At 66.3% G+C, this 17599-nt stretch carries 18 protein-coding genes; 14 read left to right on the top strand and 4 right to left on the bottom strand.

Translation table 11 applies throughout. From position 1 onward, the window contains the following. Positions 1–128 precede the first annotated feature (128 nt). From AC5Y5Z_RS00455 to AC5Y5Z_RS00500, 10 genes are all read left to right on the top strand, one after another. Positions 129–728, top strand: a complete 600-nt coding sequence (locus AC5Y5Z_RS00455; RefSeq protein WP_499922770.1) for a MerR family transcriptional regulator — start codon at positions 129–131, stop codon at positions 726–728. Further along, on the top strand, positions 725–3559 hold the full coding sequence (locus AC5Y5Z_RS00460; protein ID WP_499922773.1) for a DUF4349 domain-containing protein: 2835 nt from the start codon (positions 725–727) through the stop codon (positions 3557–3559). The genes AC5Y5Z_RS00455 and AC5Y5Z_RS00460 overlap by 4 nt, the downstream gene beginning before the upstream one ends. A gap of 49 nt (positions 3560–3608) precedes the next feature. Further along, on the top strand, positions 3609–4121 hold the full coding sequence (locus tag AC5Y5Z_RS00465; RefSeq protein WP_473139517.1) for a hypothetical protein: 513 nt from the start codon (positions 3609–3611) through the stop codon (positions 4119–4121). Beyond that, positions 4114–4725, top strand: a complete 612-nt coding sequence (locus AC5Y5Z_RS00470) for an RES family NAD+ phosphorylase (protein WP_463824671.1) — start codon at positions 4114–4116, stop codon at positions 4723–4725. Before AC5Y5Z_RS00465 ends, AC5Y5Z_RS00470 begins: the two co-directional genes overlap by 8 nt. A gap of 48 nt (positions 4726–4773) precedes the next feature. Continuing rightward, positions 4774–5601 (top strand): hypothetical protein, encoded by an 828-nt coding sequence (locus tag AC5Y5Z_RS00475; protein ID WP_499923156.1) that lies wholly within the window; start codon positions 4774–4776, stop codon positions 5599–5601. Positions 5602–6039: 438 nt separating this feature from the next. Further along, positions 6040–6972: an SAM-dependent methyltransferase gene (locus AC5Y5Z_RS00480; protein ID WP_499922780.1), complete on the top strand. Its 933-nt coding sequence runs from the start codon at positions 6040–6042 to the stop codon at positions 6970–6972. Between the two features lie 144 nt (positions 6973–7116). Continuing rightward, positions 7117–7596, top strand: coding sequence for an ATP-binding protein (locus AC5Y5Z_RS00485; protein ID WP_499922781.1), 480 nt, complete (start codon positions 7117–7119; stop codon positions 7594–7596). 59 nt (positions 7597–7655) lie between these two features. Continuing rightward, on the top strand, positions 7656–8105 hold the full coding sequence (locus AC5Y5Z_RS00490; RefSeq protein WP_499922782.1) for an anti-sigma factor antagonist: 450 nt from the start codon (positions 7656–7658) through the stop codon (positions 8103–8105). A 232-nt stretch (positions 8106–8337) separates the two neighbouring features. After that, entirely contained in the window at positions 8338–10284 is a 1947-nt protein-coding gene (gene htpG / locus AC5Y5Z_RS00495) for a molecular chaperone HtpG (protein ID WP_499922784.1), read from the top strand. 41 nt (positions 10285–10325) lie between these two features. Continuing rightward, the gene (locus AC5Y5Z_RS00500; RefSeq protein ID WP_463824666.1) at positions 10326–10541 is read left to right on the top strand and encodes a hypothetical protein; all 216 of its coding nucleotides are present in this window, start codon (positions 10326–10328) and stop codon (positions 10539–10541) included. Here the strand turns inward: AC5Y5Z_RS00500 and AC5Y5Z_RS00505 are convergent. Together AC5Y5Z_RS00505 and AC5Y5Z_RS00510 are read right to left on the bottom strand one after the other, a co-directional pair. After that, positions 10538–11506 carry an aldo/keto reductase gene (locus AC5Y5Z_RS00505; protein WP_499922786.1) on the bottom strand — a complete coding sequence of 323 codons (969 nt, stop codon included), beginning with the start codon at positions 11504–11506 and terminating at the stop codon, positions 10538–10540. The genes AC5Y5Z_RS00500 and AC5Y5Z_RS00505 overlap by 4 nt on opposite strands. 127 nt (positions 11507–11633) lie before the next feature. Beyond that, positions 11634–11945: a hypothetical protein gene (locus AC5Y5Z_RS00510; protein ID WP_463824664.1), complete on the bottom strand. Its 312-nt coding sequence runs from the start codon at positions 11943–11945 to the stop codon at positions 11634–11636. Positions 11946–12127: 182 nt separating this feature from the next. Here AC5Y5Z_RS00510 and AC5Y5Z_RS00515 point away from each other — a divergent pair, with 182 nt between their 5' ends. Continuing rightward, entirely contained in the window at positions 12128–12895 is a 768-nt protein-coding gene (locus AC5Y5Z_RS00515; protein ID WP_463824928.1) for an SDR family oxidoreductase, read from the top strand. 114 nt (positions 12896–13009) lie between these two features. Here AC5Y5Z_RS00515 and AC5Y5Z_RS00520 read toward each other — a convergent pair whose 3' ends face one another. Then, positions 13010–13609: a PaaI family thioesterase gene (locus AC5Y5Z_RS00520; RefSeq protein WP_463824663.1), complete on the bottom strand. Its 600-nt coding sequence runs from the start codon at positions 13607–13609 to the stop codon at positions 13010–13012. A 164-nt stretch (positions 13610–13773) separates the two neighbouring features. On the opposite strand from AC5Y5Z_RS00520, the gene AC5Y5Z_RS00525 reads away from it, so the two are divergent. Continuing rightward, positions 13774–14385: a PadR family transcriptional regulator gene (locus AC5Y5Z_RS00525; RefSeq protein ID WP_499923158.1), complete on the top strand. Its 612-nt coding sequence runs from the start codon at positions 13774–13776 to the stop codon at positions 14383–14385. Here AC5Y5Z_RS00525 and AC5Y5Z_RS00530 read toward each other — a convergent pair. Further along, on the bottom strand, positions 14382–16079 hold the full coding sequence (locus AC5Y5Z_RS00530) for a 3-ketosteroid-delta-1-dehydrogenase (protein ID WP_499922788.1): 1698 nt from the start codon (positions 16077–16079) through the stop codon (positions 14382–14384). The two genes, AC5Y5Z_RS00525 and AC5Y5Z_RS00530, sit on opposite strands and share 4 nt — an antisense overlap. A gap of 101 nt (positions 16080–16180) precedes the next feature. Between AC5Y5Z_RS00530 and AC5Y5Z_RS00535 the strand changes: the two genes are divergently transcribed. Together AC5Y5Z_RS00535 and AC5Y5Z_RS00540 are read left to right on the top strand one after the other, a co-directional pair. Continuing rightward, entirely contained in the window at positions 16181–17317 is a 1137-nt protein-coding gene (locus AC5Y5Z_RS00535) for a 3-ketosteroid-9-alpha-monooxygenase, oxygenase component (protein ID WP_463824661.1), read from the top strand. Beyond that, positions 17314–17592, top strand: a complete 279-nt coding sequence (locus tag AC5Y5Z_RS00540) for a ferredoxin (protein ID WP_463824660.1) — start codon at positions 17314–17316, stop codon at positions 17590–17592. The genes AC5Y5Z_RS00535 and AC5Y5Z_RS00540 overlap by 4 nt, the downstream gene beginning before the upstream one ends. Positions 17593–17599: the final 7 nt, after the last annotated feature.

Here is a 17599-nt window from a genome sequence, read left to right on the forward strand (position 1 = left end):
CAGCAGGCACGATCGGCTCTCCTTCGCAGAACATGAATGGCCTTCCTAGCATCCACCATGCGAACCGGAAATTCGCGACCTGAGCACCAACATTGACAGTGTAATGCTAACAGTGTCACTATCAACTCATGCCCGACAGTCCGTCGTGGACCCTGGATGAGCTGGTCGGCCGGGTGGCCGCCGCGCTGGACAGTCCTGCATACCCGGGTGCGCGCAACGGGCGGGTCCGCGACCTGCCTGATCGACGCGTCGTGCGCTGGTACACCACCACCGGGCTGGTGGACCGGCCGGTCATGCAGGGGCGTAATGCGGTCTACACCACCCGCCAACTACTCCAGATCGTCGCCGTGAAAAGACTGCAGGCACAGGGATTTTCGCTGGCAGACATCCAGGCCGAGCTGGCCGGGGCCGGCGAGGACAAGCTGCGGGCCATCGCCGGCGTGCCCGACCACCTGCTGGGCGTGCAGGCAGTATCGACACCCACGCCGGAGCCCGCCCGCAGAGCCCGGTTCTGGGCCGATCCGCCCACCGAGGCCGCAACCAACGGCACAAGCGATGCCGAGGTCACCACGCTGACCGCGGTGAGTCTGCCCGGTGGCACGCTGCTGCTGGTCCCCGGTCAGCCTGACCACGACGACATCCACGCGATCCGGGCGGCCGCCGCGCCGCTGATGCAACTGCTGGCCGATCGCGGTCTGCTGGCCCTTGATGATCGGAGCTCATCATGACCGTCCCCAACGTCACATCAGCGACCGCGGCGCAGCACGCCGACAGCCCCTCCGGGTTGGGCGCGCTGCGCACCGAGCGAGGCAACCTCCCGCTCGATCGCATCGACGTGCGGGTCGAGATCACCGGGCTCACCAGCCAAATCGAGGTGCGCCAGGAATTCGTCAACACCTTCGACATTGCGCTGGAGGCCAGCTACGTCTTCCCACTGCCCGCACACGCCGCGGTCACCCGGATGCAGGTGACGGTCGACGGCCGGCCCGTCGCCGCCGAGTTACGTGAGCGGGAGGCTGCTCGCCGGGCCTACGACGACGCGGTCGCGGCGGGCCGGGCGGCCGCCATCACCGAGGAGGAGCGACCGGACATCTTCACCATGCGGGTCGCCAACTTGAAGCCGGGTGAGCGGATCGGCGTCGCGATCACGCTGGTCAACCCGCTGAGCTACCGGGACGGCGAGGCAACGCTGCGCATTCCACTCGTCGTTGCGCCGCGATACGTGCCCGGCAAGCCGCGCACCGGCCTCCCGGTCGGCGACGGCTACGCCGACGACACCGACGCGGTTCCCGACGCGTCGCGCATCACCCCGCCGGTGCTCTTGCCCGGATTTCCCCATCCGGTTGCACTGAGCATCGAGGTCGGGATCGATCCCGCCGGTCTGGATCTGTCCGAGGTGCGCTCCAACCTGCCCACCGTGGCCTGCGACGATGGACGCTTACGGGTGCAGCCCGGCGAACGAGCTGACCGGGACTTCATCCTGCGGTTGCGTTATGGCACCGACGACCACACCGCGACGCTCGTCCTGGTTCCCGACGCCGACGGTGACGAGGGCACCTACCAGCTCACCGTGTTGCCGCCGGACGACGGCGCACCGCGGCGTCCGCTCGATCTGGTGCTGGTGCTGGACCGCTCCGCCGGCATGGCCGGATGGAAGATGCCTGCCGCGCGGCGGGCCGCTGCACGCATCATCGACTCCCTCCGCAGCGACGACCGGTTCGCGGTGCTCACCTTCGCCGACCGCTTCGACCACCCGCAGGGCCTCCCCGACGAACTGGTCGAGGCCAGCGACCGCAACCGGTACCGCGCCGTCGAGCATTTCGCCCGCGTCGATGCCGCCGGCGGCAAGGACCTCCTCGCGCCCCTGCGCCATGCACTCGAACTGCTATGCGGGACTGCGGATGCGCGTGACGCCGTCGTCGTCCTGGTCACCGATGGACACGTGGGCAACGAGGACCAGATCCTGCGCGGCGTCGCCGATGACCTGAGCGCGGTACGGGTGCATGCGGTCGGCATCGATCAGGTTGCCAACGGGGGATTCCTCGGCCGGCTGGCCGGAATGGGCGGCGGCAGCGCCGAATTCGTCGAAAGTGAAGACCGCCTCGACGAAGCGATGGAATCGATTCACCGCCGCATCCAAACGCCCCTCGCGTACGCGCTCACCCTGAGCGCCGAGGGGTTGGCGACCATCGACGACACCGCCAGCCCGGCCCGGCTACCCGACCTCTATCCGGGCATCCCGCTGGTGGTGGCCGGCCGGTACCGCGGGGATGCGACGGGGTCGCTGACGGTCAGTGGTGTCAGCGGTTCGGGCGAGGCGTGGTCCAGGACTGTGACGGTAGAGCGCTGTGACGCCCTCGGGGTCACCGCCCGCTGGGCGCGGGCGCATCTGCGCGACCTCGAGGATTGGTACGTCTCAGCATTCGCCGGCAACGGTCACGGCTCGCGCCCCGAACTGGCACAACGGATCGTCGACACCTCGGTGCGGTTCGGCGTGCTGTGCCGGTTCACCGCCTACGTCGCCAGCCGAGAAGGCCGGGTGATAGCCGAGGGGCAGATCCCGCACCGCGTGCTGCAACCCGTCGAAGCGCCGGCCGGTTGGGACCGGGGCACCGACTCAGGTCTTCCCGTCGCGATCACGTCCAGGTCCGCACGCGAGCCCCGAACAGTCAAGCTGCGCAACGTCATTGCGGTGGCGGTGGCGGGCCTGCTGGTGCTGGCTACCGGATGGGTCTGGTCGCTCGGCCGTGAGGACTCCGCCGCCGCCACGCGCAATGGCGCGGTGGCAGGCAAACCCGCGCCGTCCACGATGGCGGGCCGGCCGGCGATAAGAGGTGGAATAGCGGAAAACACCGTCGTCCCGGCACCTTTGGGGTCACCAGAAGCCCCGCAAGATTTCTCCACACCCCGCGATGTCGTCACCAACGGATCGCTGCGGCTGCGGGTGGCCGAACCCGCGGCGGCCGCCGACCGGCTGGTGTCGTCCGTCAGCGATGCCGGTGGACGGGTCGACTCCCGAGCCGAGCACTCGACGTCGTCGTCACCGATGGTTGATCTGGTGTTGCGCATCCCGGCAGACAAGGTGGATGCCATCTTGGCTGACGCCAAGAAACTCGGTGCAGTGCAATCGATGTCGATCCGCTACACCGATGTCACCACGCAGCGGGTGGACCTGGATGCGCGCATCGACGCGTTGCAAACCTCCGTCACCCGGCTGCTGGAACTGATGGCGAAGGCAACCAACACCGCCGACCTGCTCTCCGCCGAGTCCTCACTGACGCAGCGGCAGGCCGAACTCGACTCACTCAAGGCTCAGCGCACCGCGCTGCACGACGACGTCGCCTACGCCACCATTACCGTCAACCTCTCGGCCGAGCCGACGGTGGACCGTGCCGGTTTTCTCGGCTCGCTCGAACGTGGTTGGCATTCCTTGCTATCGACCGCTCACCGCGCTGTGTTGATGGTCGGATTCCTCATCCCATGGCTGGCCGTGCTGGCGGTGCCGGTCTTGCTCGGGGTGGTGGTGGTGCGCCGCAGGTATTCCCGCCCGCCAGGCTGAGCGTGTTTCAATTGTTTAAATTAGCGGCGGTTCGGATAGGATGGGTTGCATGTCTCCGATGAGCACGCTCGTCAGCCAGGTCGAGGAAAGAGTTCGGCGCGATCCCGGTTTCGCCAAGCTGCTCGACGCCATGCTGGGCGCGCCGACCTCGCCCATGGGGGAGCTGGAACGTGCCGCCGCCCGCACGCTGAACAACGAACGCCGCCAGGGACTGATGGACGACTTTCGGGCCGGGGCCATCTCCACGCGCGAAGTCCAGTCGCGCCTGGGTTACGAGACGCCGCAGGCGGTGCACGAGTTGCGCCGACGCGGCAAAGTGCTCGGCGCGACGGTCGGCAACAACACCTGGTTCCCGTCCTGGCAGTTCGCCGATGGCCGGTTGCGCACCGACCTGCCCCAGATCCTGGAATTGCTCGCGCGATTCACCTCCGACGCGGTGGCTGCTGACCGCGTCATGCGCATCAGACGCGACGAGTTGGCGGGCGCGTCGATCTCCGAAGGTTTGCGCCGGAAGAAGACCGCCGCCACGGCATGGCAGCTGCTCGCCGCCGTCGGTGCCTAGCGTTGCGGCCGGGTATCGCGGCCCGTTGCCCTGGCAGCGACCGGCCGGACTGGCCAGTCGCACCCTGTCCGCCGGCGTCGTGTTGTGGCGGGTCGAGGCCGCCGAACCTGCGCAGTGGACCTGGGGCGGATTTCCCCAGCCGCGCTTCAGGTTCGACCCGTCGTCGGGAGGATTCCGTACCCGCTACGCCGCGACCGCCCACGAAGGCGCCTTCCGCGAGCGCTACCGCGACACCGGACGGGTGATTCCCGCCGACCACGTCGATCAGCACGTGGTCCGTCTGGTCTCGAATCGACCGTTGCGGATTCTCGACCTGCGGACCCAACGCAACCTGGATGCCCTGGACGTCGACGACCAGATCAGCACGGGGCAGCAGGCCCGCGTCTGGCAACAGTGCCATCAGCTCGCCGACGCCGCCCGACGCTGGTGGCACGATCTGGACGCCATCGTGTACCGCTCGCGAACCACGCCCGAAACATCCACCAATTACGCCTTTTTTGCGCACGACGCGTTCACGATCGAGTCATGGTTACTCGCGGATCGCACCGATATCCTGGTCGACTTGGTGCTTCGGCATGACTTCACTGTCGACTGGGAGCTTTGAATCGTGACCGCAACCGCGTCGCGGCTGCGCACTGCGTTACGGGCGATCGTGCGCGCTTCGGCGTCTCGCCCTTATGCGGCCCGACGCGCCGCGCGGGACTTCGCCAAACCGCTGTTGCCGGCGGTGTGGGCCGAGATCCGCTGGGCGTTCCAGCCGCCGTGGACCTGGTTGTCCGGCGTGGTCGCCAACCTCGTCCTGGCTGCGGTCTGGTTGCTGGTGCAACCGCTGACCACCGTCTACGAGCACCACTCCACCCGTCACTTCCATCACCATCAGCTCGACTGGGTGGTCCTGGTCAGCACCTACTTCTCCTCGTTCGTTCTCGCCGATGTCACCACCACGAATCTTCTTGGTGCCGACCACTTTCGGGTCACGAAAGGGTTGTCCGACGGGGTTGCGCTGTGGCGGGTCCTGGTGATCAAGAATCTGGCGCTGATAGCGATCGTCGGGATACCGACCCTTGCGGCGGCGGCGGCGTTGACGGTGTGGAAGGAGGGAATATCCCAACTGGCGATGACGATTCCGAACGTCGCGGTGCCCATCATGTCTTGGATCGGCGTGGGCAACGTCATCTCGGTGCTGCATCCGGTCTCCGTCGAGCCCCTGTTGCGGCGCTGGCGGCAACGCCACAATCTGCGCCGCAGCATCGGCTGGCTGACGGCGATCACCCTTCCCTACGCCCTCTACTACGTCGCCGACCCGATGGACGGCGTCGAGCACCGCTTCCTGTGGACCCAGATTCCGGCCGCGATCGGACCGGTGCTCGGGCGCGACACGAAAAGCTTTGTCCATCTCGGCATGGCGCTGCTGGTGTGGGTGATCGGGACTTCGGCCGCGGTGGTGTGGGCGCGCAAGCGCGGCCTGCGATTCGGGTGAGGTGAGAAACCGTCCGGTACCGCCTCTTCCCTCGAAGGTCCCGGTAGGAGGACAATCGCTCGTTACCGGTTGCATACAGGAGGTGGGTGATGAACCGTTCTGTGCGGCGTTTCGCACTCGGCGCTGTCGCCCTGACGACAACGATGGTTCCGGTGGTGATCACTCCGGCGCCAAGCCGCGCCGACGACTGCGCACCCGGTTGGGCGTGGAGCGTGGAACTGAATGAATGCGTGTTCGTGCTGCCCGCGGTGAACGGCCCAGGAGGGCCGGGTGGACCGGGCGGACCGGGTGGGCCCGGCGGGCCCGCCGGGCCCGGGGGCCCAGGAGGTCCCGGCGGCCCGGGGCGACGCTGACGCTGCACCCCCGCGCAGACCGATTATTAACCTAGCTAAGTGTTATACTGGCTAAGTATCACCGGTTGGATGAGGGGAATGCTTCGTGCCACGTACCGACAACGACACCTGGGACCTGGCCACCAGCGTGGGCGCCACCGCCACCATGGTGGCCGCGGCCCGCGCGATCGCGACCAATGCCGACAACCCGGTGATCGACGACCAGTTCGCGGAACCGCTGGTCCGCGCCGTGGGCGTCGACTTCTTCACGCGCTGGGTGTCCGGCGACCTGGCCGCCGCTGACGTCGACGACGACGAATCGAGCTGGAAGCTCGAGCACATGCCGGACGCCATGGCCGCCCGCACCCGATTCTTCGACGGGTTCTTCCAGGACGCGGTGCAGGCCGGTGTCCGGCAGGCGGTCATCCTGGCCTCCGGGTTGGATGCCCGCGCCTATCGGCTGGACTGGCCGGCGGACATGACCGTGTTCGAGATCGACCAGCCAGAGGTGATCGCGTTCAAGACCACCACCCTGGCAGGCCTGGGCGCTGCTCCCAAAGTCGACTTGCGCACCGTCGCCATCGATCTGCGACAGGACTGGCCCACCGCGTTGCGCGAGGCAGGCCTGGACACGAACCGGCCGACGGCCTGGATCGCCGAAGGACTGCTCGGATACCTTCCGCCGGAAGCGCAGGACCGCCTGATGGACAACATCACCGCGCTCAGTGCGTCGGGCAGCCGGTTGGCGGTCGAAGCCATCCCGGACCGGCCCGAGCGCGACGTCGAGCAGGCGCGCGAGATGATGCGCCGGTCCACCGCCAAGTGGCGTGCGCACGGCTTCGAGTTGGACTGGGAGAACCTCGGCTTCGAAGGCGAGCGCAAGGATGTCGCCGAATACCTGCAACGCCTGGGTTGGCAGTCCAGCGGCACCCAGATGAGTGAGTTGCTGGCCGAGCACGGGCTGGACCTGGTTCCGCAGGCCCACGACTCGGTGACGATGGCCGACACCATCTACTACACCTCGGTCCTGACTAGGTGAGCGCACCGCGCCGGCGTCAAAAGCTGAGCTGACCGGCCCTTCGGTGCCCGGTCGGTGATCGAAACCGTCGGGTCACGCCCTAAAGCACTGGGGGACTGATCACATCAGGTGTATCCGCCCCACCTATGGGGTAGCCCACAGCCCGTGAGCGGTACGACGTCCAGCGATCAGGTCGGTTTCAGTGAAGCCGACCAGCTCTGGCTTTCGCACACCGGGACCGCTGACCCGCACACCGTGGCGATGTTCCGGCGCGACCTGAACGACTGGCTGAGCCGCAACCTGGAACTCGACGAGGACCGCTCGGCCGACATCGTGCTCGCCGCGGACGAAGCCCTGTCCAATTGCGCCGATCACGCGTACCAGGTCGTCGAGCAGGTCGGCAGCATGACGCTGCAGATCACCTACAGCCCGGTGACCACCGAACTCAAGGTCTGCATCAGCGACTACGGCCGGTGGATCGAACCCAATCCCGCGGCCATCAACGCGGTACGCGGTCGCGGCATCATGTTGATGCGCTCGTTGGCTGACGAGTGCTTTATCGACGGCGGGCAGGCTGGCACGACAGTCTGTCTGCGTTTTCACGGCTGTCCGCCTAATAGCTACGTGCTGAGCCAAGCCAGCTGACATGCGGCGTGAACCCGGGCAGATGCCCACCCTGTCTGCACGGAATGGAGGAGCGCAGCATGAGCCTGGCCGTCACTGAAGTGTTTGCCGCGCCGGTGCGGTTGACGCCCCGCCTGGTTGCCGAACTCGGAGCTGAACACAGCACGCTGCGTGCGGCCGTGCAGGGCTTCGACGCGGCGGTGATCGTCTACGTCGGCGGCGAGATCGACGCCAACAACGACGAGACCTGGCGTCGACTGCTCGCCGAAGCCTCGGCGTTCGCGACTGCGCCGCAGCTTTTCATTGTCGACGTGAACAGCGTGGACTTCATGTCGTGCTCGTCCTACCTGGCGCTGGCTGACGCGGCGCGCTGGTGCCGTCAACGCGGGATCGAGTTGTGCCTGGTCAGCCACCAAACGTCGGTGGCCCGCACGGTCGCCGCGTGCGGCCTCGCTGATGTCCTGACGGTGCATTGCGGGGCACCGCACAGTCTGCAGCTGACGGACCCGCCCCAGAACCAGGCGTGCTGACTCAGCTTCCAGGTCATCTGAAAGTTGCGGTGCTGCATCAGCCGCGCCACCGGGAAGCCGGATCGCCGTGGACATGGCCGCCGCCCCCGGATTGCCTGCCTTGCGGAAGTGGTCGACGAACTGGTTGCCGCCAGGCGACCGACGACCACCGACTGTTAGCCGCCACCCGAGGCTGACCGGCGGATCGCGTCTCGATACATTCGGACGCGATCGACACGTCGGAAGGAAACTCATGAACGCGCAGGTCGAGCAGCTGGAATTCCAGGCCGAGGCCCGGCAACTGCTGGATTTGATGGTCCACTCGGTGTACTCGAACAAAGACTCGTTTTTACGGGAGTTGATCTCGAATGCTTCTGATGCGCTGGACAAGGTGCGCCTCGAAGCGCTGCGTAATAAGGATCTGGACGTCGACACCTCCGACCTGCACATCGAGATCGACATCGACAAAGATGCCCGGACTCTCACCATCCGGGACAACGGCATCGGCATGACCCGTGCCGAGGTGGTGGATCTGATTGGCACACTGGCCAAGTCGGGGACCGCCGAACTTCGCCAACAGCTCAAAGAAGCCAAGAACGCCGAGTCCTCCGAAGAGCTCATCGGCCAGTTCGGCATCGGTTTCTACTCGTCGTTCATGGTGGCCGACAAGGTCGAATTGCTCACCCGTAAGGCCGGTGAGAGCGAGGCCACCAAGTGGGAATCCACCGGTGCAGGCACCTACACCATCGAAGCCGTCGAGGGTGCGCCGCAAGGCACGTCGGTGACCCTGCATCTCAAGCCTGAGGACCTCGAGGACGAGCTGCACGACTACACCTCGGAATGGAAGCTCAAGAGTCTGGTCAAGCAGTATTCGGACTTCATCGCGTGGCCGATCCGGATGGAGGTCGAGCGCACGATCCAGGTCCCCGTTGCAGGTGCTGACGAGGGGTCCGACGAGACCCGCGAAGAGACGGTCACTGATACCGAAACGCTCAACTCGATGAAGGCGCTGTGGGCGAAGTCCAAAGACGAGGTCACAGCCGAGGAATACAAAGAGTTCTACAAGCACATCGCGCACGCCTGGGACGACCCGCTGGAAGTCATCGCGATGAAAGCCGAAGGAACCTTCGAGTACCAGGCATTACTGTTCATCCCGTCGCAAGCGCCGTTCGACCTGTTCAACCGCGACGTCAAGACCGGTGTGCAGCTGTACGTCAAACGGGTGTTCATCATGGGCGACTGCGACGAGCTCATGCCCGAGTACCTGCGGTTCATCAAGGGTGTCGTTGACGCACAAGACTTGTCGCTCAACGTATCTCGCGAGATTCTGCAGAAGGATCGGCAGATCAACGCAATCCGCCGGCGGCTCACCAAGAAGGTGCTCGCCACGATCAAGGACATTCAGTCGGAGCGGCCCGAGGACTACCGCACCTTCTGGACCCAATTCGGGCGGGTGCTCAAAGAGGGCCTGATGTCGGACTTCGACAATCAGGAGACCCTGCTGACCATCTCCTCTTTCGCCTCGACGCACAGCGAGGAGGAGCCGACGACGCTGGCCGAATACGTGGCACGGATGAAAGACGGCCAGACGCAGATCTTCTACGCCACTGGTGAATCCCGCCAGCAGTTGGAGAAGTCACCGCATCTCGAGGCGTTCAAGGCCAAGGGTTACGAGGTGCTGTTGCTCACCGACCCGGTGGACGAAGTCTGGGTCGGCACCGTCAGCGAGTTCGACGGCAAGGCACTCCAGTCGGTGGCCAAAGGCGAGGTGGACCTCGGTTCCGACGAGGAGTCCTCGTCGGCCGAGCGCGAAGAACAGGAGAAGGATTTCGCCGACTTGCTGACCTGGCTCAAGGAGACATTGAGCGAGCACGTCAAGGAGGTACGGCTGTCCACTCGGCTGACCGAGTCACCGGCCTGTCTGATCACCGACGCCTTCGGTATGACTCCGGCGCTGGCCCGGCTGTACCGGGCCTCCGGGCAGGAGGTGCCGGTCGGTAAGCGGACTCTGGAGCTGAACCCGAATCACCCGCTGATCACCGGGTTACGCCAGGCGCACGCCGACCGTCCGGACGACGCTGCGGTCGCCGACACCGCCGAATTGCTGTACGGAACAGCGCTTCTCGCAGAAGGGGGAGCGTTGGAAGATCCGGCGCGTTTCGCCGCACTGCTCGCTGAACGGCTGGCCCGCACCGTCTAGACAGGCGATTGAAAGCTGTCCGCAGCGGTTATCCGGTCCGCATGACGGTGTTCAGAGCCCTCAACCCGTGCGGCGAGGTCGTGGCGACCAGCAATTTCGACACCGCGGAGGCAGCGCACCGGTGGTTCGCCGAGTCCGTCGCCGGCCGATATGCGTCGGGTTGGCGGATGCAGGTCGACGACGACGGGCAGTGGGCGAACTTCGACGACACCGGCGGCTTCACAGCTCCGCTGAGTCGCCGCCGCGTGCCCGGTTAGAACGGCAGCTTTTCGCGAACCAGGTCGGTCAGGAAGCGGCCTGCCGACACCGGTCGGAACGCGCGGGCCGCGGCCGTCAGTGCGTCGTGTGAATCCTTGCTCAGTTCGATGTCGGCGGCGGCGACATTGAATTCCAGCTGTTCGACGCTGGATGCGCCGGGAATGGCGACCACTCCCGGCAGGTTGATCAGCCAGGCCAGCGCGACCTGGGCAGGCTTGGCGTCCACCTCGGCGGCGACGTCGCGCAGCGTCTGCAGCAGCGGCTCGACCCGCCGGAGGTTCTCGGTGCCGAACAGGTAGTTCAAACTCCGCACACCGCCGGGGCGATTGTCGGGACCGTACTTGCCGCCGAGCAGGCCCTGCGACAGCGGGCTGTAGGCGATGACGATCCGATTCTCCCGCTCCGCGAACGGGACCATGTCGTCCAACGCGCCCGGGTTGGCCAGTGAGAAACTGACCTGGTTGCTGATGACCGGGCGCCCCAACGCCGCATCGGCTTTCTTCCAGCGCTCGAGGGAATAGTTCGAGACGCCGGCGGCGCCGATCCTGCCGTCATCGAGCAGGTCCCGCATGCCGGGCATGATCACCGTGTCGGGCACCACCGGGTTGGACTGGTGGATCTGGTACAGCGGGATGCGGTCCAGTTGCAAACGTCGCGCGCTGGCCTGTTCGCGCTGCTTGATCACTGCCGGGAACGGCGCGACCGGGAACACCTTGCTCGCCACCGCCACCTCGGCGCGTTCCTCGCCGAGTGCCTCGCCGAGGATCCGTTCGCTCTTGCCCAGGCCGTACACCTCGGCGGTGTCGAACAGGGTGACTCCCAGGGCACGGGCGCGCTGCACGATGTCGCGTGCGGCCCCTGAGGCGTAGTTTTCGCCGTACCCCCACTCGCGTGAACCGAACTGCCAAGTACCCAGACCGATCCGGCTCACCCGTCCGACGCCGTCGACGTCAATATATTTCATAAGCCCACCGTATACGGCCGTATTGTCCGGCTCACCCGCGGTGCGGCTGCTCTGGCACGAAAAACGTTGGCCGCAAATAGTTTCCGCCGATAAACCTAGCGCGACGGAATGGCACCGCGACCTGTGGTCAACTGGCGGGCGGTGGGGCGGCGTCGTCGGAATGCGCGTGGTGCCATTGCAACTCCGCGGCACGAACCTGCTGGTGAGTGTGGCGTAACCACACCAGGCCGGCGGCACCGACCGCGAGCGCAACGAGCACCGCCGCCACCCCGACCGACGTGTGGTGCGTGGCGAACGCGGCCAACCCTACGACCAGCGCGATCACACCAGCGGCAACCGCGATGATGCCCGGCGCATTGGCACCGTTCTTCATTGACTCGCCGGCGTGCCGGCGGGTGGTTCGGTAGTGGTCGACCGGGTCGATCTCGGGCTGGCTCATTTCTTTCCTCCTGAGAAGGAGAACTACCCGTCAGTTAGCGGAGCTAAACGGTGACGGGCCCGACCGGGCCACCAGTCCGCAGGCGGTCGCGGCAACGACATGCTGCGAAACCGGTAACCCCGTTCTCGTCCGGCCTCGGGCGTATGTCATGCTCTGTCGCGGAGGTCGATATGGCGAGAACGGTGGTGATCGGCGCCTCGAGCGGGTTGGGGCGCTGTATTGGTGTCGGATTGGCACAGCGTGGGGATCGGGTGGCGCTGCTCGCCCGACGGCGTGAGCGCATCGAAACAGCTGCGGCCGAGGCCGGGCACGGCGCGATCGCTGTCGAATGCGATGTGACTGATCAGGCATCGGCGCAGTCGGGAATCGGCGCGGCAGCCGAGGCGCTGGGCGGCATCGACAACGTCGTCTACGCACCCGCGATCAGCCCGCTGGTCCCGCTGGCCGATACCGACGCCGCGACATGGCGGCAAGTGTTCGACACCAACGTGATTGGGGCGGCGTTGGCGACCGCGGCGGCGATTCCGCACCTGACATCGGTGGCGGGCAAAGTGGTTTACCTGTCTTCGGATGCCGGCACTTTCGGACCGCCGTGGCCCGGACTCGGCGCGTATGGCGTCAGCAAGGCAGCGCTGGAGCGTCTGGTCGAGGCGTGGCGCGCTGAGCACCCCGACGTCGGCTTCACCAACCTGATCGTTGGCGAGTGCGCCGGCGGCGAGGGAGACGCCCAGACGGGGATGAATGCCGGCTGGGATCGGGAATTGGCCATGCAGGCATATCCGCTCTGGGTGTCCCGGGGCTGCATGCCGGGCAAGTTGATGCCCGTCGACGACCTCGTCGACGTGGTGCACACCATTCTGCGCACCAACGCATCGACGTCGATGCCCGTGGTGGTCGCCCGCGGGGCGCCGGCCGCGGCGGGAGCCGTGCTGGAATACGGCAAACGCTGAGCGGCGGGAGCGGGGTGGCCTCCGATGTTGACGCTGCGCTGGCGGCGGGGCTCTCTCGCACTTCGCCGCCGTGGGCGCAGAGCCGAGTAGCCATGCGCGCAGCGTCAACGCACCCTAGGTGCGCGGATGGATGAAAACCCCTTCCGCTGAGACCAATACGCCATCTGCGCCGCTGATCTGCCCGACGGCGAATGTCTTGACGCCTTCGCTCCGGTCGACCCACGCGTCGGCGCGCAACGGCTGATTCAACGGGGTGCGCTGGTGATAGCGCAGCGTCAGCGTCCCGGTGTACGCGGGCCGTCCCGGCCGGTGCGCGGTGGCACCGAGAATGTGGTCGAGAATCATTGCCGAGATCCCGCCGTGCACGTGCCCCATCGGGCCCTCGAACGCGGCGCCGAGCACAAACTCCGCCCATACCGATCCGTCGCTTTCGTGATGAACCACCAGCGGCGGAGCAGACGGATTGCGCACTCCGATAACGACATTGCCCGACGCGATGCCCTGCCCATCGTTGATGTCGCGTTCGCCGAACGTACCGGGCATCAGCTCGGCGCTGAGTTCGCTTGTCACGCTGTCGATCTTGGCCGTGGCGGCGGCGATGATGTCGTGGCCCACCTCGGTGCGAATCGTCGCGTCGATCAGGCGTCGCACCGACATCGCCAGCGACTCGTACACCGGCAACGAATCAGTCATCGACGCAAACGAATCCACCATGTCGCCACCATAGAACAGTGACCCGGCCGCGCCGGCAACGCCGTGTCCCAATCAGCGGTCATCGTAAGCGAGTCGGTGCATCCGGTTGTTAGTCTGGCGCAGTGGAGCAGACCAGCGACAAGGGCAAGCCGGCACTTGCCGCCACCAGCTGGGCGTTGCTGGGCATGATGTCCTATGAGGACGAAGTCTCCGGCTACGACCTGAAGAAGTGGATCGACTGGAGCGTCGACCTCTACTACTGGAGCCCGTCGTACAGCCAGATCTACACCGAGCTGAAGAAGCTGGAGAGCCTCGATCTGGTGACGTCGCGCGTCGAGCGTGACGAGGGCACCCGCAGCCGCAGGCTCTACAGGATCACCCCGGCCGGGATGGCAGCGATCACCGACTGGACCAACAATGCGCCCCTGGACCCGCCGGTCCTCAAGCACAGCATGCTGTTGCGGGTGACATTCGGGCACCTGAGCAACCCGACCCGGCTCAAGGAACTGCTACACGAACACGTGGCGTACGCAGAAGCCCGATATCGCAAGGCGATTGAGGACGCTGAGGGGGCGGAGGCCGAACCCGCTTGGGCGTACTCGGTGATGGCACTGCGGTGGGCGGCAAAGTACTACGCTGCCGAGCGGGAGTTTGCCCTGGAACTCATGAAAGACATCGACGAAGCCAACGCCATCATCGAGCAGGCAGCCAAGGGCGGGTTCGGTAAACCGCGGCCCACCCCGGGATACTGGCGTGAAATTGAAAAGCAGGTCGACGCCAAGCGCGCCGCCGACTAATTCGACGCGTCGCAGGCGGCGATGTAGCCGTAGACCAGGCCCTGTGCGATCGTGGCGCCTGCGCCCGGGTAGGTGGTGCCGAACGCATTGGCGGCGGCATTGCCGATCGCGTACAGACCGTGGATCGGGGTGCCATCCTCGCGCAGCACCCGCGCCCGCCCGTCGGCTCTGACGCCACCGCAGGTACCGAGGTCGCTCAGCACCATCTTCACCGCGTAGAACGGCCCGTTGCGCAACGGGCGCAGGTTCGGGTTGGGCCGGATAGTTGGGTCTCCGTAGTAACGGTCATAAGCGCTGCGGCCCCGACCAAAGTCCGGATCCGCACCGGCACAGGCATTTTCGTTGAACCTGCTCATCGTGTCGGTGAACTCCGCGACCGGCAGCCCGATCCGCGCGCCGAGTCCGGCTAAGGTGTCGGCGCGAGCGGCGATGCCGGCGTCGTACCAGGCCTGCGGCACCTTCATCCGCGGAAACAGCTCGGCGCCAAAGACATAACTGTTGCGGTACTGCTGGTCGAAGACAATCCACATTGCCTCAATCGGGTTGCCGGAACGCTCGAGAGCCAGCAGTCGCTGCCCGAAGGACATGTAGTCGGCTGCCTCGTTGGTGAACCGGCGACCGTGCTGGTTCACGATCAGGCAACCCGGCAGCGATCGTTCAGCCAACATCACAGCGGGCGACTTGCCGGGCAGCGGCGCGATCGCAGGGAACCACCACGCCTGATCCATCAGGTCGATGCCGGCGCCCCGATCCTGCGCTGTGCGAATTCCGTCGCCGGTGTTGCTGTCGGCGCCCAAACTCAGATGCGCGCCCAGCGATGCGGACTGAAACTTCCACCGCATGTCCATGTTGTGGTCGAAACCCCCGGTGGCCAGGACCACCCCGCGGCGGGTGGTGATGGTGATCTCCCGGCCCCGGTGCGCCACGACCGCACCGGTGACCCGGCCTGCCTCGCCGTCGAGCCGCACCAGCGGGGTGTCGGTCCAGATCGGGATGCCGGCGCGCAGGACACCGGCGAACAGGCCGGCCATCAGACCCTGCCCGCCCGCTGCGTACCGCCTGCCCACCGCCAACCCGGCCACGCCCTGCGCGATCCGCTTACCGAAGGTGGGAATTCCCTTGCGCGGCACCCGGGTTACCAGATTTATCCAGCGGTAGTCGGCACCCGTCGTCGGGATCGCGAACGCGGCTTCCAACACGCCGGGTCGCAATCGGTCCCGATAGGGACCGAGCATCGAGGTGTTGAACGGATAGCACTCACAGGTGCGGCCCGCCGCACTGCCGCCCGGTTCCTCCGGGTGGTAGTCGGAGTAGTCCCGGGCCCAGAACAGCCGCAGCGGGGTGGTCCGCCGCAGCATATGGACCGTCGCAGGAAGCTGGTCCAGGAAGCCGGCCGATCGCTGCGGGGGTGCCGATCCTGCGACCACCGCGTCCAGGTAGGTGGCCGCCTGCGCGGCGGAGTCCCCGGCGCCGGCCTCGTCCAGCACCGGCCCGCCTGGCAGCCACAGGGCACCGCCCGAGCGGGCGGTCGATCCGCCGACGTAGGACGACTTCTCCACGACCAGCACCGACAGCCCGAGCTCGTGGGCGGCCAGCGCCGCAGCCAGCCCGGTGCCGGACCCGACCACCAGCAGGTCGACGCAGGTGTCGTCGACGGGAAGTCCGGCCGGGATGGTCGTGCTGGGTGCGCTCACCCCTGGGACGCTAGGCCGGTGCGGCACCGTACCGGAAGAGGTCTCCTGATCAGTGGAACAGGTGATCCCCCATCGCCGGCCGGGAGCGTTCAATGGGTCCTATGAGTTCGCACACCGACGCCGATGAAATCCGGCTCATCGAAGCGCAGGCCGCGCCGACCCGGTTCGCCCGCGGCTGGCACTGCCTGGGTCTGGTCCGGGACTTCGGGGACGGCACACCCCACGCGATCAACGCCTTCGGTCAGAAGCTGGTGGTATTTCGCAGCGGGGACGGCGACATCAATGTGCTCGACGGATACTGCCGTCACATGGGCGGTGACCTGTCGAAGGGCGAGGTGAAAGGCAACGAGATCGCCTGCCCGTTCCACGACTGGCGGTGGGGCGGGGACGGTCGGTGCACACAGGTCCCGTATGCCAAGCGCGCGCCGCGGCTGGCCCGCACGGCGACGTGGACCACGCTGGAGCAGGACGGCATGTTGTTCGTCTGGAACGACCCCGAACGCAACCCGCCGGCACCGGATGCCACCATTCCGCGCATCGAAGGCGCCTCCAGCGACGAGTGGACCGACTGGCATTGGTACACCACCGTCGTCGACAGCAACTGCCGCGAGATCATCGACAACGTCGTCGACATGGCGCACTTCTTCTACATTCACGGCTCGCTGCCCACCTACTTCAAGAACATCTTCGAAGGGCACGTGGCGACGCAGTACATGAACGGCGACGGCCGGCCGGACATGGGCGGCACCGAGGGTGCGCGCATGCTCGGCACCACCTCGGTGGCGTCCTACTTCGGCCCGTCGTTCATGATCGACGACCTCACCTACCACTACGAGGACGGCGACCAGCAGACCATCCTGATCAACTGCCACTATCCAATCGACGCGAATTCCTTTGTGCTGCAATACGGCATCATCGTCAAGAAATCGGCGTCGCTACCCGACGAGCAGGCCATGCAGACCGCGATCAGTCTCGGCGACTACGTCAAGATGGGTTTCGAGCAGGACGTCGAAATCTGGCGGCACAAGGCGCGCATCGACAATCCGCTCCTGGTCGAAGAGGACGGACCGGTCTATCAACTGCGGCGCTGGTATCAGCAGTTCTACGTCGACGCCGCCGAGGTGCAGCCGGATATGGTGGACCGCTTCGAGTTCGAGTTGGACACCACCCGGCCCTACGAGGCCTGGATGAAGCAGATCGAGGCGAATATGGCGGCCAGGGCGGGCTCGGTCCCATGAGCCTGTCGTCCCGCGCCGACAACCGCCTCGACGACATGCCGATGGCGTCGGTCGGCTGCCACAGCTGCGGTGCGCAGGTACTGGTCCGCAAGAGCAGCTGGAACCAGACCAGCGTGCAGTGGGACGCCGACGCATCAGCGCGATGCCTCGAGCGCCGGGCCGCCATGCAGATCGCCGGCCACCATCGCGGACTGTTCCTGGTCTGTTCGGCGCTGCGGGACTCGATCGAGGCGGCCGTTGCGGCGGGGGAGTTGGCGATCGTCGACGACGGCTGAGCGCCAT

The sequence above is a fragment of the Mycobacterium sp. NGS29 genome (assembly GCF_059812965.1).